The sequence below is a fragment of the Streptomyces sp. NPDC007875 genome, assembly GCF_042868035.1.
GTDB classification, from domain to species: Bacteria; Actinomycetota; Actinomycetes; order Streptomycetales; family Streptomycetaceae; genus Streptomyces; species Streptomyces antimycoticus.
This window is the reverse complement of record NZ_JBIADZ010000011.1, coordinates 241,626-255,103: the sequence shown is the minus strand read 5'-3', so window position 1 is coordinate 255,103 and position 13,478 is coordinate 241,626. Positions and strand designations below refer to the sequence as shown.

At 70.5% G+C, this 13,478-nt stretch carries 13 protein-coding genes and 1 tRNA gene; 4 read left to right on the top strand and 10 right to left on the bottom strand.

The features are described 5' to 3' along the window. Nucleotides 1-65 precede the first annotated feature (65 nt). A complete protein-coding gene (locus tag ACFYOY_RS24285; RefSeq protein WP_351887262.1) occupies nucleotides 66-767 on the top strand; it encodes a MerR family transcriptional regulator in 702 nt (233 codons plus the stop codon). On the opposite strand, the gene ACFYOY_RS24280 is transcribed toward ACFYOY_RS24285, so the two are convergent. Continuing rightward, a complete protein-coding gene (locus ACFYOY_RS24280) occupies nucleotides 761-1,564 on the bottom strand; it encodes an exodeoxyribonuclease III (RefSeq protein ID WP_351887259.1) in 804 nt (267 codons plus the stop codon). The two genes, ACFYOY_RS24285 and ACFYOY_RS24280, sit on opposite strands and share 7 nt — an antisense overlap. 63 nt (nucleotides 1,565-1,627) lie before the next feature. On the opposite strand from ACFYOY_RS24280, the gene ACFYOY_RS24275 reads away from it, so the two are divergent. Continuing rightward, the gene (locus ACFYOY_RS24275) at nucleotides 1,628-2,170 is read left to right on the top strand and encodes a GNAT family N-acetyltransferase (RefSeq protein WP_351886678.1); all 543 of its coding nucleotides are present in this window, start codon (nucleotides 1,628-1,630) and stop codon (nucleotides 2,168-2,170) included. Nucleotides 2,171-2,231: 61 nt separating this feature from the next. Here the strand turns inward: ACFYOY_RS24275 and ACFYOY_RS24270 are convergent, their stop codons facing one another. Next, nucleotides 2,232-3,398 (bottom strand): trypsin-like serine peptidase, encoded by a 1,167-nt coding sequence (locus ACFYOY_RS24270; RefSeq protein ID WP_388589519.1) that lies wholly within the window; start codon nucleotides 3,396-3,398, stop codon nucleotides 2,232-2,234. 324 nt (nucleotides 3,399-3,722) lie between these two features. Here ACFYOY_RS24270 and ACFYOY_RS24265 point away from each other — a divergent pair, with 324 nt between their 5' ends. After that, nucleotides 3,723-4,223: a DNA starvation/stationary phase protection protein gene (locus tag ACFYOY_RS24265; protein WP_351886673.1), complete on the top strand. Its 501-nt coding sequence runs from the start codon at nucleotides 3,723-3,725 to the stop codon at nucleotides 4,221-4,223. A gap of 120 nt (nucleotides 4,224-4,343) precedes the next feature. Here ACFYOY_RS24265 and ACFYOY_RS24260 read toward each other — a convergent pair. The 7 genes from ACFYOY_RS24260 to galU form a co-directional block, all read right to left on the bottom strand. Beyond that, nucleotides 4,344-4,417 (bottom strand) — tRNA-Ala (locus ACFYOY_RS24260). 75 nt (nucleotides 4,418-4,492) lie between these two features. Further along, nucleotides 4,493-5,740 carry a gephyrin-like molybdotransferase receptor GlpR gene (glpR, locus tag ACFYOY_RS24255; RefSeq protein ID WP_351886670.1) on the bottom strand — a complete coding sequence of 416 codons (1,248 nt, stop codon included), beginning with the start codon at nucleotides 5,738-5,740 and terminating at the stop codon, nucleotides 4,493-4,495. A gap of 109 nt (nucleotides 5,741-5,849) precedes the next feature. After that, the gene (locus ACFYOY_RS24250; protein ID WP_388589593.1) at nucleotides 5,850-6,473 is read right to left on the bottom strand and encodes a GNAT family N-acetyltransferase; all 624 of its coding nucleotides are present in this window, start codon (nucleotides 6,471-6,473) and stop codon (nucleotides 5,850-5,852) included. Next, complete coding sequence (locus ACFYOY_RS24245; RefSeq protein WP_351886668.1) at nucleotides 6,470-7,021, bottom strand: MogA/MoaB family molybdenum cofactor biosynthesis protein; 552 nt, start codon at nucleotides 7,019-7,021, stop codon at nucleotides 6,470-6,472. The genes ACFYOY_RS24250 and ACFYOY_RS24245 overlap by 4 nt, the downstream gene beginning before the upstream one ends. Beyond that, nucleotides 7,018-7,500 carry a cyclic pyranopterin monophosphate synthase MoaC gene (gene moaC, locus ACFYOY_RS24240; protein ID WP_351886666.1) on the bottom strand — a complete coding sequence of 161 codons (483 nt, stop codon included), beginning with the start codon at nucleotides 7,498-7,500 and terminating at the stop codon, nucleotides 7,018-7,020. Before moaC ends, ACFYOY_RS24245 begins: the two co-directional genes overlap by 4 nt. 65 nt (nucleotides 7,501-7,565) lie before the next feature. Then, complete coding sequence (glp, locus tag ACFYOY_RS24235; protein ID WP_388589514.1) at nucleotides 7,566-8,885, bottom strand: gephyrin-like molybdotransferase Glp; 1,320 nt, start codon at nucleotides 8,883-8,885, stop codon at nucleotides 7,566-7,568. Between the two features lie 4 nt (nucleotides 8,886-8,889). Beyond that, nucleotides 8,890-9,792, bottom strand: a complete 903-nt coding sequence (gene galU, locus ACFYOY_RS24230; RefSeq protein ID WP_351886660.1) for a UTP--glucose-1-phosphate uridylyltransferase GalU — start codon at nucleotides 9,790-9,792, stop codon at nucleotides 8,890-8,892. Nucleotides 9,793-9,877: 85 nt separating this feature from the next. Between galU and ACFYOY_RS24225 the strand changes: the two genes are divergently transcribed. After that, nucleotides 9,878-10,477: a 5-formyltetrahydrofolate cyclo-ligase gene (locus tag ACFYOY_RS24225; RefSeq protein WP_388589591.1), complete on the top strand. Its 600-nt coding sequence runs from the start codon at nucleotides 9,878-9,880 to the stop codon at nucleotides 10,475-10,477. A gap of 123 nt (nucleotides 10,478-10,600) precedes the next feature. Here ACFYOY_RS24225 and ACFYOY_RS24220 read toward each other — a convergent pair whose 3' ends face one another. Continuing rightward, nucleotides 10,601-13,363 (bottom strand): penicillin acylase family protein, encoded by a 2,763-nt coding sequence (locus ACFYOY_RS24220; RefSeq protein WP_351886657.1) that lies wholly within the window; start codon nucleotides 13,361-13,363, stop codon nucleotides 10,601-10,603. Between the last annotated feature and the right edge of the window lie 115 nt (nucleotides 13,364-13,478).

The following is a 13,478-nucleotide window of genomic DNA, read 5'->3' as shown; positions in this document are numbered from 1 at the left end:
GATCGGCCGCGGCATAGGCTTCAGTTGTGGCGACGAGCGAAGCGGACGAGGTACGCGAGTACCGCATGCCGGAACTGGCCGAGAAGGCCGGGATCACCGTGCGCACCCTGCGCTTCTACCGGGAGCGCAAGCTGATCCCGCCGCCGCGCCGCGACGGCCGGATCGCCTGGTACAACGACCACCATCTGGCCCGGCTGCGGACGATCGCGGGGCTGCTGGAGCGCGGCCACACCCTTGGCGGAATCGCCGAGTTGATCGCCGCCTTCGAAAGCGGCCGCCGGGACGTCGGCGAGCTGCTCGGGCTGCCCGGCGCGGTCGCCTCCTGGCCCTCGGAGACCCCGGTCCGGCTCACCCCCGAGGCGCTCGCGGACTACTTCCACGGCGAGGTCACCGCGGAGAACCTCACCACCTCGCTCGACCTCGGCTATCTGGCCGTCGACGGCGACGAGATCGTCCACCTCAGCCGGCGCCTGCTGGACGTCTCACACACCCTGGTCGAACAGGGCGTCCCGCTGGCCGCGGTGCTCGCCGCGGCGCGCGAGGTGCGTGAGCATGTGGACGCGATCGCCGAGACCTTCGTCACACTGCTGCGCACCCATGCGGCGGCGGACGCCCTGGAGCGCGGCGAGGACGTCGGCGAGACCGTGGAGCGGCTGCGGCCGCTGGCCACGAGCGTGGTGGACGCCGAGCTGACGATGGCCATGAACCGCCGCATGCGGGCGGAGATGGACGAGACGCCACCCGGCGGCCCCTCCGGAAATCAGTGAGCCGAGCCGTAGGCCACCGTCACCGGGGCGTGGTCGCTCCACCGCTGGTCGTAGGCGGGCGCCCGCTCCACGACCGCCTTGACCGCGCGCCCGGCAAGCCCGGGGGTCGCGATCTGGTAGTCGATGCGCCAGCCCGCGTCGTTGTCGAAGGCCCGGCCGCGGTAGGACCACCATGAGTACGGACCGGCGACGTCCGGATGCAGGGCGCGCACCACGTCCACGTACCCCGCCTCCTCGAAGACGCTGGTCAGCCAGGCGCGCTCCTCCGGCAGGAACCCGGACTTCTTCTGATTGGCCTTCCAGTTCTTGAGGTCGGCCTCCTGGTGGGCGATGTTCCAGTCGCCGGCCACCAGCGCCTCGCGCCCATCGGCCGCCGCCCGTTCGCGCAGCTCCTTCAGATACGGAAGGAACTCCGCCATGAAGCGCTCCTTCTCGTCCTGGCGGTCCGTGCCGACCTCACCCGAGGGGAGGTACAGGCTGCCGACGGTCACGCCGGGCAGGTCGACCTCCACATAGCGGCCGCTGCCGTCGAACTCGGACGACCCGAAGCCGACCCGGACGCCCTCCAGCTCGCGCCGGGCGTACACCGACACCCCGGCCCGGCCCTTGGCCGCCGCGGGGGCGTGCACCACATGCCAGCCGTCGGGCTCGCGGACCGCCTCCGGCAGCTCCTTGGGTTCGGCGCGTACCTCCTGGAGGCACACCACATCGGCCGCGGTAGCGTCCAGCCAAGGGCCGAAGCCCTTCTTGGCGGCGGCGCGCAGCCCGTTTACATTCACGGTCGTCACGGTGAGCACCTCCGGCACGATACGCGACAAAAACCACGCCCCCATCCACTGCATAGAAGTACGATTCGACGCATGAATATTCAACCGATCCGCTACGACCACCCCGACGCCCGCAAACTCGACGAGGAAGTGCAGGCGGAATACGCCGTGCGCTACGGCGAGGGCGATCTGACGCCCATGGACGCGGCCCATTTCGACCCGCCACACGGCCTCTACCTCATGGCCTACGACCCGGACGGCACCCCGGTCGCGACCGGCGGCTGGCGCAGCCAGGACCGGAGCGACGAGGGCTACGAGGACGGGGACGCCGAGATCAAGCGGATGTTCGTGGTGCGCGCGGCGCGCGGGCGCGGGCTGGCCCGGCGGATCCTCGCCGCGCTGGAGGACAGCGCGCGGGAGGCGGGGCGGGTGCGGATGGTCCTGGAGACCGGCACCGAGCAGCCCGAGGCCATAGAGCTGTACACCTCCTCCGGCTACGCACCGGTGACGAAGTTCGGTCTCTACCGCTTCGAGGAGAGCAGCCGCTGCTACGCCAAGCTCCTTACGGACGCCCCCGTGGAGCCCTCCGTAAGCCCATCCGTAGAGCCATCCGCAAAGCCGTCCGTAAGGCCATGACGAGGGGCCCGCTCCGGATCCGGAGCGGGCCCCTTGCGTCTGCCGTGCGGCCGCCGGCCGGTCAGCCCTGACCGGCGTACTTCTTGCTGATGGCCTCGAACACGCCCTTCGCCTCGGCCCCCAGATGCGGACCGGCGAGCCAGGTGTGTCCGTAAGAGCCGATCGAACTGTTGGACACCAGCACCGTCTTGCCGTCGTTGTTGACGAACCAGCCGCCGCCCGAGGTACCGCCGGTCATCGAGCAGCCGATCCGGTACATCGTCGGCGAGGTGGGCGAGAACGACAGCCGGCCCGGCCTGCTGGTGCAGTTGAACATCTTCGCCCCGTCGTAGGGCGGGGCCTGCGGATAGCCGTACGCGCCGATCGAGCTCACCCGGTCCGCCGACGGCGCCCCGAACCACACCGGCACCGAGGCCCCGACCGTCTCCTGCAGCGACTTGCCACCGCCGCCCTCGGGCTTCACATGCAGCACCGCGAAGTCGTACGCCGACCCCACACCGCCCGTCTTACCGCCGTTCGCGATCCACTCGGACGAGGTCTGCGACCAGTCCGCCCACCACACGCCGTAGGGGCTGACCTCGTTCTGGGCCGCCGTCTGGGTCTGCTCGGCCCCCAGTCCGTTGTCGTTGTACGAGGGCACGAAGACGATGTTGCGCATCCAGCCGCCCTGCTCGCCGGAGTGCACACAGTGGCCCGCGGTCCACACCAGGTTGGACTTCCCCGGATGCGCCGGGTCGTCGACGACCGTGCCCGAGCACACCATCGGCCCCTCGGGGCTGTCGAAGAACACCTTCCCGACCGGCGCCATGTTCTGGTGGTACGGCCGTGAGACCTGCTTGGCCGGCACGGCGGGCGGCTCGGGGTCGGTGGCCGCCTGATTCTGGCCGGCGCTCTGCGTGGAGACGGTCTTCGACGAGTCCTTCGCCTTGGCCATCCTGGACGGCTGCCAGAAGTTCTTGATGATCGGATTGGCGAATTCCGATGCCTTGCGGGCCCACTTGTCCCAGTCCTTCCAGCCGCCCTCCTTCCACTTCTTCAGGTCGTCCAGACTCGTCGGGACGCCTTCCGGCAGCTGGATCCCGTCCTTGGCCTGCTGCCCGGCGGACGCGGCCGAGGAGTTCGACGTGGAAGCCGCCTCGTCGTCACCGGGCCCGCAGGCGGAAGCGGAGACCACCAGCAGCGCGGTCATGGCCGCGGCCGCCACGGTGGAACGGCGTATGAGTGGCATGGAGCCTTATCCCCCTGTTGTGGTGCAGTTGTTGTGCTGTGCTGTGGTGCGTTCTGCCCTACGGCGTTTTCACGCCACGAAGCCACTGGACAGGGCACCTACTATGCCCGCGCCCCTGGCCTGCGCCATCACCTGTCCCCCGGCCCGCACCAAACACGAACGCGGTCAGCACGATTCCATGACATCGCTGATCTCGGGTGTCCACCCGACTGGATCAGTCGCAGTGGCGGCGGAGACAGACCTCCATAGGCTGGATCGCATAGGAAGTCGGGCCTTCGGTTCCAGGGGTCTGCCGTGCCGTGACGCTTGCGAAGGAGACACTCCATGCCCGCTTCTGCCGGGGGTTCCCGACGCTCGGAGACCGACGCCGCCGCGTTCACGGCCTCGCCGCAGTTCGCTCAGGCGTTGCAGCAGATCGTGGTGGATCTCGTCGAACTGCATCTTCAGGGGAAGCAGGCCCACTGGAACCTGGTCGGCCACAACTTCCGGGACCTGCATCTGCAGCTGGATCAGATCGTCGACGACGCCCGGGAGTCGGCCGACACCATCGCCGAGCGCATGCGCGCTCTCGCGACCGTGCCCGACGGCCGCTCCGACACCGTCGCGGCGACCACCACACTCCCCGCCTTCCCGGCGGGAGAGGTGAATGTGAGCGCCGTTGTCGACCTCGTCACCACACGCCTGCGCACCACCGTCGACACCCTGCGCACCCACCACGACCAGATCGACAACGAGGACCCCCCCACGGCCGACCTGCTGCACGGGATCATCGACTGCCTGGAGAAGCACGCCTGGATGGTCAGCGCGGAAAACCGATCCGTCTGACACCACTCCCCGCATCGCCGAAAGGCAGAGCCGGGGAACCGAGAACCACGTCACCACCCGCCGCCGTACGACACCAAAAAGCCCCCGCCGAATATCCCCGGCGGGGGCTTTGAGCTGCTGTGGACCTGAGGGGATTTGAACCCCTGACCCCCTCGATGCGAACGAGGTGCGCTACCAGTCTGCGCCACAGGCCCTTGCAACGAGTGAAACTCTAGCATCCCCTCCGGGGTGCTTGGTAATCCGTTCCTCGCTGGTCAGTGAAGGGCCCGTCACTCGTTGGCAGCACGCGGCCGGTCCTCGTCGGCGTACTGGTCGAAGAGGGGAGTGCGGCCGCGTTCGCGGGCGCCGCGGGGCGGGGTGGCGGCCGGGTCCGGGGCCGGGGCGGGGCTCTGGGCGGCGGTGGGGTCGACGGTGCTGGAGCGCGCGGAGCTCCAGGCGTCGGGGGCGGCCAGGTCGACGCTGCCGGTGGCGCGCGGGGCGACGGGGGCGGTGACGTAGGTGGGCAGCGGGACGGGCACCGGCTCCCAGCCCGCCCCGGCGGCCGGGCCCCGCTCGCGCTCGCGCTCCTGGTCCACCCACTCGGCGTGATCGGTCTGCTCGACCAGCGCGCGGCGCCCGGCCGCGTGCCGGGAGGGCACCGGCGCGGGGGCGGGCTCGGTCTCGGCGGGGGCGGGCGGGCCTGCGGGGCCGTCATCGGCGGTCCGGCCCTCGGCGGGCGGATGGGCCCGGGGGCGGCGCTCCCGTAGCCGCTGTGCGGCCTGCTCGGCGTGGCGCTGGTCCATGGTGAACGCGAAGCGGCGGCGCTCCTGGGCGCGGAGGTAGCCGATATAGGCGCTGAGCAGTATGGCCGGGATGCCCGGGGCCCACAGGAAGGCCAGGCCACCGACGGCGGCGACGATCGCGCCGAGGGTGAAGGTGAGGAAGAGCATCACGGTGGTGCGGCGGCGGCGCGCGAGCACTCGCGCGCGCCGTCCACGGTCCAGCGCGCTCCAGCCTCCGCTGCCGCCCGCGCCTCCCACGCCGCCCGCGCCTCCCACGCCGCCTGCGCCGCGTGCGCCACTCGCTCCCCCGGCCGCCGGTGCCGGCGCGGCCTCGGCGGGGGCTTCGGCGGCCGCGGGAGCGGGGGCGCGCAGGGTTACGGGGTCGGCGAAGGCCCGGACGTCGACCGCGTCGGTCACCGCGTCCGGGTCGGCCGCGTAGCGCCCCGGCCCGGCGGGGGCGCCTCCCGTGGCGGGGGCGTCCGCGCCCTCGGCGGTGCGCTCCGCGGGGTCGTCCGCCGGGTCCCCGGGGCGCTCGAGGTCCGCTCGGCTCTTGGCGTAACGACGCTCCATGCCCGCCCGTCCGGACAGCAGCCGGATGGCGGTGCTGAAGCGTTCCGTCGGACGGGCCTCATTGAGCTCGTCCTGCCTACGAAGCCACATCGGCACCAAATAGGCGGCCCAGGCCCCGACGATGACTGCGTAGATGAGGCCACTGCTGCTCACGCTCACACGGTAGAGGGGTCCGCATGAGGCCATCTGCCAATTGGCGCGGTGTGTCGCACGATCTGGCTGATATCTCGAAAGTTTTTTGTGATTGATGGGATGACCAGGCTGGAAATGTTCTCCCGTTATTCGAACAGGTATTTTATTTCTGCGACGCGCCTGGTCGGGTCCGGTGCCACCGGCTCAGCAGTCCCTCGGACAGTTCCTCCACCGTGAGGGCGTAGACCAGATGATCCCGCCATGCGCCGTCGATGTGGAGATAGCGCGGCCGCAGTCCCTCCTGGCGGAATCCGAGTTTCTCCACCACCCGGCGGCTGGGCAGGTTCTCGGGCCGGATGCACACCTCGACGCGGTGCAGTCCGACGTCGCGGAAGCAATGGTCGACGGCGAGCGCAACTGCGGTCGGCATCACTCCGCGCCCGGCCACCGCCTGGTCGATCCAATAGCCGACATGGCCCGAGCACATCGACCCCCAGGTGATTCCGGCGACCGTCAACTGCCCGGCCAGCCGCCCCTGGTACTCGATGATGAACGGCAGCATCCGCCCGGCGTGTGCCTCCGCCCGCAGATGGCGGACCATCTGCCGGTAGGTGGGCCGGTGGGTGACGGGGCCGCCGGGCGGGGGCGGCGGGATGGTCGCCTCCCAGCGCCGCAGCCACTCCCGGTTGCGCTGATTGACCTCGCGCCAGGCGCGCTGGTCGCGCAGCTTTATGGGGCGGAGGACGGTGTCGCCGTCCGCCAGTACGACCGGCCAGGGGGCGTTCAGCTCGCGCTCCCGTCCGGCCCCGCGGAATCGGCGGGAGCAGCGGGGTCGGCGGGTCTGCGGTGGTCCCCGCCGTGGATCTGGTCGACCGCGTGGGCCAGGAGGCGGCCGAGCACCTTAAGGCCGTCACGCACCCCTCCGGTGGAGCCGGGCAGATTGACGACCAGGGTGGTGCCGGCGACCCCGGCGAGCCCTCTGGAGAGCGCGGCAGTGGGCACCTTGGCGAGCCCCTCGGCGCGGATGGCCTCCGCGATGCCGGGGATCTCGTAGTCCAGGACGGCGCGGGTGGCCTCGGGGGTGCGGTCGGTGGGGGTGAGACCGGTGCCGCCGGTGGTCACCACGACGTCGTACGAGGCGGCCACGGCGTCCCGCAGGGCGGCCTCCACCGGATCGCCGTCGGGCACCACGCGCGGGCCGTCCACGGCGAAGCCGAGGTCCGCCAGGCCCTCGGCGATCAGCGGGCCCCCGGTGTCGGCGTAGACCCCGGCGGCGGCGCGGTTGGAGGCGGTGACGACCAGGGCGCGGCGGTGTGGCGCCGCTGACCCGCTCATGCCCGGCTCCAGTCGCCGGACTTACCGCCCGTCTTCTCCTCCACCCGGACGTCGGTGATGACGGCGCCCTTGTCGACGGCCTTGACCATGTCGATCACCGTCAGGGCGGCGACCGAGACCGCCGTCAGGGCCTCCATCTCCACGCCCGTGCGGTCCGTGGTCTTCACGGTGGCGGTGATCTCGACGGCGTCGTCGGCGACCGTGAGGTCCACCGTGACGCCCGACACCGCGAGCGGATGACACAGCGGGATCAGGTCAGGGGTCCGCTTGGCGCCCATGATGCCCGCGATCCGGGCGGTGGCGAGGGCGTCGCCCTTGGGGAGGCCCTCGCCGCGCAGCAGTTCCACGACGCGCGGCGCGACGCGTACGCGGCCGCTCGCCCGGGCGGTGCGCGCGGTGACGTCCTTGGCCGAGACGTCGACCATGCGGGCGGCGCCCGACGGGTCGAGGTGGGTGAGATGGTCCTGGGCGCTGCTCATCGTTCTCCCGGTCCGGGCCAGGTGGCTCCTGTGTGGGACGACACCGTACCCGCCGCTGATGGCGGCTAGGCCAGCAGGACGACGTCCACTTCGGCGCCGGGGGCGACCTCGGTGACGTCCTCGGGGACGACGATCAGCGCGTTGGCGTGTGCCATGGCCTTGATCAGGTGCGATCCGGCGCCGCCCACCGGGCTGACGGTGGCCGGGCCGTCGATCGTGGCGGGCTCGTACCAGCCGCGCAGGAACTGGCGTCTGTCCCTGGGTGAGGAGGCGACGCCCTCGGGGCAGACCGCCCGCTCGATGGTGCGGTGGATGTCGGTGCCGCCGAGCATGGTGCGGATGACGGGGCGCACGAACAGCTCGAAGGAGACGTACGAACTCACCGGGTTGCCGGGCAGGGCGATCAGCGGGGTGTCCTCCGGGCCGACGCGGCCGAAGCCCTGGGGCTTGCCGGGCTGCATGGCCAGCTTGCGGAAGTGCACCTCGTGCATCGCCTCCTTGACCACGTCGTACGCGCCGACGCTGACCCCGCCGCTGGTCACGACGACATCGGCGCGGACGAGCTGGTCCTCGACGGCGGCACGCAGCGTCGCGGCGTCGTCGGCCACCGCGCCCACCCGGTAGGCGATCGCGCCGGCCTCCCGGGCGGCGGCGGTGAGCTGGAAGCTGTTGGAGTCGTGGATCCGGCCGGGGCCCACGTCCTCACCGGGCTGGACCAGCTCGCTGCCGGTGGAGAGCACGACCACCCGCGGCCGGGGCCGCACCTTCACGGTGGCGCGGCCGAGCGCGGCCAGCAGCCCGATCTGCGGGGCGCCCAGGAGCGTGCCGGCGCGCAGCGCGAGCTCGCCCGCGTCCGCGTCGCTGCCCCGGGGGCGCACGTGCTGGCCCTCCTGCACCGGGCGGAAGACGCGCACCCTGCCGCTTCCGCCGTGGGGGTCCGTGCCGCGGGCGGGCATATGGGTGACCGGCCCGCTGTCGAGGCCGCCGTCGGTCCACTCGACGGGGACGACGGCTTGGCCGCCGGGCGGAGTCGGGGCGCCGGTCATGATCCGGGCCGCCTCGCCGGGGCCCACGGCGGGCAGGTCACCGCTGCCCGCTGCGATGTCGCCGACGACGGTCAGCACCGCGGGATGGTCCTTGGTGGCGGCCGCGACGTCAGCCGTACGGACGGCATAGCCGTCCATGGAGCTGTTGTCGAACGGCGGAAGCGCGCCGGGGACGGTGACGTCCTCCACCAGGACGCAGCCCTGGGCTTCGAGCAACTGCAGCTCGATGGGCTCCAGCGGGTGGACGTGCCCGAGGATGTCGTCGAGGTGCTCGGCCACCGTCCAGACCCGGTCCTGGTCCGGGCCGTGATCGGCGGCCCGTTCTGCGGTGCTGCTCAAGGTGCTACATCTCCTCGGTGACGTAACTGCGAAGCCATTCCCGGAACTCCGGGCCCAGGTCTTCACGTTCGCACGCGAGTCTGACAATGGCACGCAGATAGTCGCCACGGTCGCCTGTGTCGTAGCGGCGTCCCTTGAAGACGACGCCATGCACCGGGCCGCCGAGGTCCGGACTGGAGGCTAGCGCCTGCAGGGCGTCGGTGAGCTGGATCTCGCCACCGCGCCCCGGCTCGGTCCTGCGCAGCACCCCGAAGACGGCCGGGTCGAGCACATAGCGGCCGATGACGGCGTAGTTGCTGGGCGCGTCCGCGGGGTCGGGCTTCTCGACCAGGCCGGTGACCTGGACGACGTCGTCGTCCACGGTTGGCTTGACCGCCGCGCAGCCGTAGAGGTGGATCTGTGCCGGGTCCACCTCCATCAGGGCGATGACGCTGCCGCCGTGCCGCTCCTGGATGTCGACCATGTGGGCCAGGAGCGGGTCGCGGGCATCGATGAGGTCGTCGCCGAGGAGGACGGCAAAAGGCTGGTCACCTACGTGCGGGGCGGCACAGAGCACGGCGTGGCCGAGACCCTTGGGGTCTCCCTGGCGGACGTAGTGCATGGTCGCAAGGTCGCTGGACTCCTGGACGCGGGCGAGTCGGGTCTCGTCGCCCTTGCGGGTCAGTGTCTCTTCGAGCTCGTAGTTGCGGTCGAAGTGGTCTTCCAGGGGGCGCTTGTTACGACCGGTGACCATGAGGACGTCGGACAGTCCGGCGGTGACGGCTTCCTCGACGACGTACTGGATCGCCGGCTTGTCGACGACCGGCAGCATCTCCTTGGGGGTGGCCTTGGTGGCCGGAAGAAAGCGGGTTCCGAGCCCCGCGGCAGGGATGACAGCCTTGCTGATCCGAGTACGCGATTGAGTCATGTTCCGAACCCTATCCGGTCCCTTTGGGACGAATGATGAGTATTCGGTGAATATGGCATGAGACAGGAAGATTGCGCGCCCAGTGATCAACTTTGACGGTAGTAAGCGTGCGTTGCGGACGCGTCACCTGGCGATGAGGTCCAGGTTGACGGCGGATGACATCGAGAAGGCCGGCGCCGCTCTGGCGTGTCGTGCCCTGGAGCTTCCCGAGATCGCCGGGGCGGCCACGGTGGCGGCCTATGTGTCCGTGGGGAGCGAGCCCGGTACGCACCCCCTGAGGGAGGCCCTGCGCGCCCGCGGGGTGCGGGTGCTGCTTCCGGTGCTGCTCGAGGACGACGATCTCGACTGGGGCGAGGACGAGGGGCCTGAGCGGCTCGCGCCCGCCCGGCGCGGCCTGCTGGAGCCCGAGGGGCCGCGGCTCGGCCCCGAGGCGGTGACCCGGGCGGACGTGGTGCTGCTGCCCGGGCTCGCGGTGGACCGGCGCGGAACGCGGCTGGGCCGCGGCGGCGGCTCGTACGACCGGGTGCTGGCCCGGCTGGCGGGCGCGGGGGCCGATCCGGCGCTGGTGGTGCTGCTGTACGACGGCGAACTGCTGGACGAGGTACCCGAGGAGGGCCACGACCGCCCGGTGCACGCGGCGGTGACCCCGTCGGGCCTCCACCGCTTCACGCCGCGGCCCCGCTGAAGGCGCCCGGAGGCGCCTCCCGGCGAGGCCGCGAGGGTCGGCGGGCCCGGGACCGGCCGGGGGCGCAAACGCCCCTCAGACGGCCACCGGGCCTTCGGAGCCCTGTGCGGGGCCCCGGGGTCACTACGGGGTGAGCGCCAGCTCGTCCTCCGTCGACTTGTCCACGGCGCTCTTGTTGAACGCCCAGGGCAGCAGCTCGCCCTTCGCCCACTTCTCGGTCTGGTCCGTGTAGTGCGCGTTGTAGGCGTGGCCGGAGGCGCCGGTGAGGTTGATCCAGCGCGATTTGTCGAGGTTGTCGAGGTTGACGACCATCCGCATCGACGGGACCCAGGTCACGTCGTAGCCGCCCGCCGCGTTCCAGCCCGTGGCGTTGACCGCCGCCTCGCCGCCGGAGAGGTTCCAGGGGCCGCGGTTGAGGAGCCACTGCACCACGCCGGGGCCATCGGTGCCCAGGGTCTGGTTCTTCAGCGTCAGCCGGTGCAGCCGGCCCCAGCTCCAGCTGTTGATGTCCTTGCCCAGCTTGGCGGTGAGCTCGGAGCGCGCGGCCCGCATGGCCTGCCCGAGCAGCTCGTCACGGTTGGTGGCGCCGGGCTTGTTGCGGGTGCCCGCCGTCTTCCACCAGTTGTTCTTCGGATCCTTGATGATGTCGCGCACGACCTCGTACCAGCGGTCGCCGCCGTCCGGCTGGGCCATGTCGGCATCGCGCTTACCGCATTCACGCACCAGCCGGGCGTTGCCGTTCAGATCCTCCAGCGGACCCGAGTCGTCGGCCGGGCGCACCCGCAGGCACTCCCCCTTGACCCGCAGCTCCTTGGGGAGCTTGTCGCCGAAGGCCAGCTTGAGGGTGTTGCGCCAGACGGCGTTGAAGTAAGCGGCGGCCGCCGAGTCCGAGTCCTGGGTGTAGTCCCAGCTCTCCAGCAGCTTCTGCGCCTGCCGTACGTAGTCGTCCTTGACGTCGATCTTCAGCAGATAGGGCGTCAGCACCTTGGCGATCTCGCTGCTGTTGTCCATCTGCAGGGACTGCATGTCGTCCGTGGAGATCTTCCCGCCGTCCTTGGTCTTCGACTCGATGAGGTCGGTGATGCGCTGGCTTCGCGCGCCGTACCCCCAGTCGTCGGTCAGCAGGTACGGGTAGTCCTTCTTGTCCACGACGGCCTGGTTTGCGGTGACGATATAGCCGCGATCGGGGTTGAGCTCCCAGGGCAGCGCCGACTGCGGGATGTACTTGCTCCACTTGTAGCGCGAGTCCCAGCCGGGCGCCGGATAGCGGCCGTCGCCCCTGGAGCGCACCGGGATCTGGCCGGGCGCCTGATAGCCGATGTTGCCCTTGGTGTCGGCGTAGATGAGGTTCTGGGAGGGGACCGCGAAGTCGCGGGCCGCCTTACGGAAATCGCTGAAGTTCTTGGCGGTGTTCAGCTTGAAGACCGCGTCCATCGTGTTGGACGGGGTGAGCGCGGTCCACTTCAGCGCCACCGCGTAGCCGTCGCCGCGGTCGGGGGCCACGTCATCGGCGCCGCTGCCCACCGGGGCGTTCTTGCCGACGGAGGTGAGCTCGTCATCGCGGTCGGAGACGATCGGGCCGTTGTTGGTGGTGCGGACGGTGATCGTCCGGCTCTTGCCGCCCGCGACCTTGATGGTCTCCTCGCGGGTGGTGAACGGGAGCTGTTTGCCGTCGTAGAGATAGCCGTTGTCGGTGACCTTCTCCAGGTACAGGTCGCTGACGTCGGCACCCAGATTGGTCATGCCCCAGCTGATGTCCTGGTTGTGGCCTATGACCACGCCGGGCAGACCGGCGAAGGTGAAGCCCGCCGCGTCGTACGGACAGGCGCTGGTGACCTGCTTGCAGTGCAGCCCCATCTGGTACCAGACGGACGGCAGCTGGGGCGCCAGGTGCGGGTCGTTGGCGAGCAACGGCTTGCCGGTGGTCGTGTACTTGCCGGAGACGACCCACGAGTTGGAGCCGATACCGGTCCCGTTCGGGCCGAGCAGCGCCGGGACGTCGTCCAGGGTCTTGGAGAGCGAGGAGAGCTGGCTCTGCAGCCCCTGGGCGGCTCCGGCGGCCCCTCCGTCCGCCGTGCCGCCCGTACCGCTCGCGGAGCCCGCCGGGGTGGCCTTGGGGTCGAACTCGTCCGTCAGCTCGTTGACGCCGCCGCCCTGGACGATCGGCTTGTTCCGGCTGTACGGGTAGGACGGGTAGAGCTCATCTATCTGCTTGGCGCTGAGCCTGCTGGAGGCCAGGGCGCGGTCCACCTCGTCCTGCATATTGCCGCGCAGGTCCCAGGCCATCGCCTTGAGCCAGGCCAACGAGTCGACCGGAGTCCACTTCTCGGGCTTGTAGCTGTCGTTCTTGAAGTCCAGGGCCGCGTACTCGACGGACAGCGCATCGCCCTGGTGGTCCTTGAGGTAGGCGTTGACGCCGTCGGAGTAGGCCCGCAGATACTTCTTGGTGGCGGGCGACACCTTGGTGTCGTACTCCTGCTTGGCCACCCGGTGCCACCCCATGGTGCGCAGGAACGCGTCGGTCTCCACCTGGCCGGAACCGAACATCTCCGAGAGCCGCCCGGCCGTCATATGACGGCGGACGTCCATCTCCCAGAAGCGGTCCTGGGCCTGGACGAACCCCTGGGCCCGGAAGAGATCCTCGGAGGTGCCGGCGTAGATCTGAGGTATCCCATAGCCGTCACGTTTGACCTGAACGGGGCCGGACAACCCCTTCAGCTGCAGCGATCCCGTGGTCTCCGGGAATGAGGCACGAACTGTACTGATGCTCCAGTACGCGCCGTAGCCGACGCCCCCGACGAGCAGCAGCACGACTGCGATCACGATCAGGCGGAGACGTCGGCTCTTCTTCTTTTTGGGAGAAGAGCCGGTTGTGTTGGCGGGCATCGCTGTCCTTCGAGGGGCAGGGTGAACCTGGAGTGCTGGAGCAACCATAGGCGCAGCGCTGTCGCCGCCCCTACGCGGAGTCATGACTGACGCATTGCACCGGCCACCGGCCGGG

Bases quoted from the DNA above. Each gene is read 5' to 3' on its own strand.
- ACFYOY_RS24285 (WP_351887262.1), top strand. From the start codon at position 66: ATGCCGGAACTGGCCGAGAAGGCCGGGATCACCGTGCGCACCCTGCGC.
- ACFYOY_RS24275 (WP_351886678.1), top strand. From the start codon at position 1,628: ATGAATATTCAACCGATCCGCTACGACCACCCCGACGCCCGCAAACTC.
- ACFYOY_RS24270 (WP_388589519.1), bottom strand. From the start codon at position 3,398: ATGCCACTCATACGCCGTTCCACCGTGGCGGCCGCGGCCATGACCGCG.
- ACFYOY_RS24265 (WP_351886673.1), top strand. From the start codon at position 3,723: ATGCCCGCTTCTGCCGGGGGTTCCCGACGCTCGGAGACCGACGCCGCC.
- glpR (WP_351886670.1), bottom strand. From the start codon at position 5,740: ATGGCCTCATGCGGACCCCTCTACCGTGTGAGCGTGAGCAGCAGTGGC.
- ACFYOY_RS24245 (WP_351886668.1), bottom strand. From the start codon at position 7,021: ATGAGCGGGTCAGCGGCGCCACACCGCCGCGCCCTGGTCGTCACCGCC.
- moaC (WP_351886666.1), bottom strand. From the start codon at position 7,500: ATGAGCAGCGCCCAGGACCATCTCACCCACCTCGACCCGTCGGGCGCC.
- galU (WP_351886660.1), bottom strand. From the start codon at position 9,792: ATGACTCAATCGCGTACTCGGATCAGCAAGGCTGTCATCCCTGCCGCG.
- ACFYOY_RS24220 (WP_351886657.1), bottom strand. From the start codon at position 13,363: ATGCCCGCCAACACAACCGGCTCTTCTCCCAAAAAGAAGAAGAGCCGA.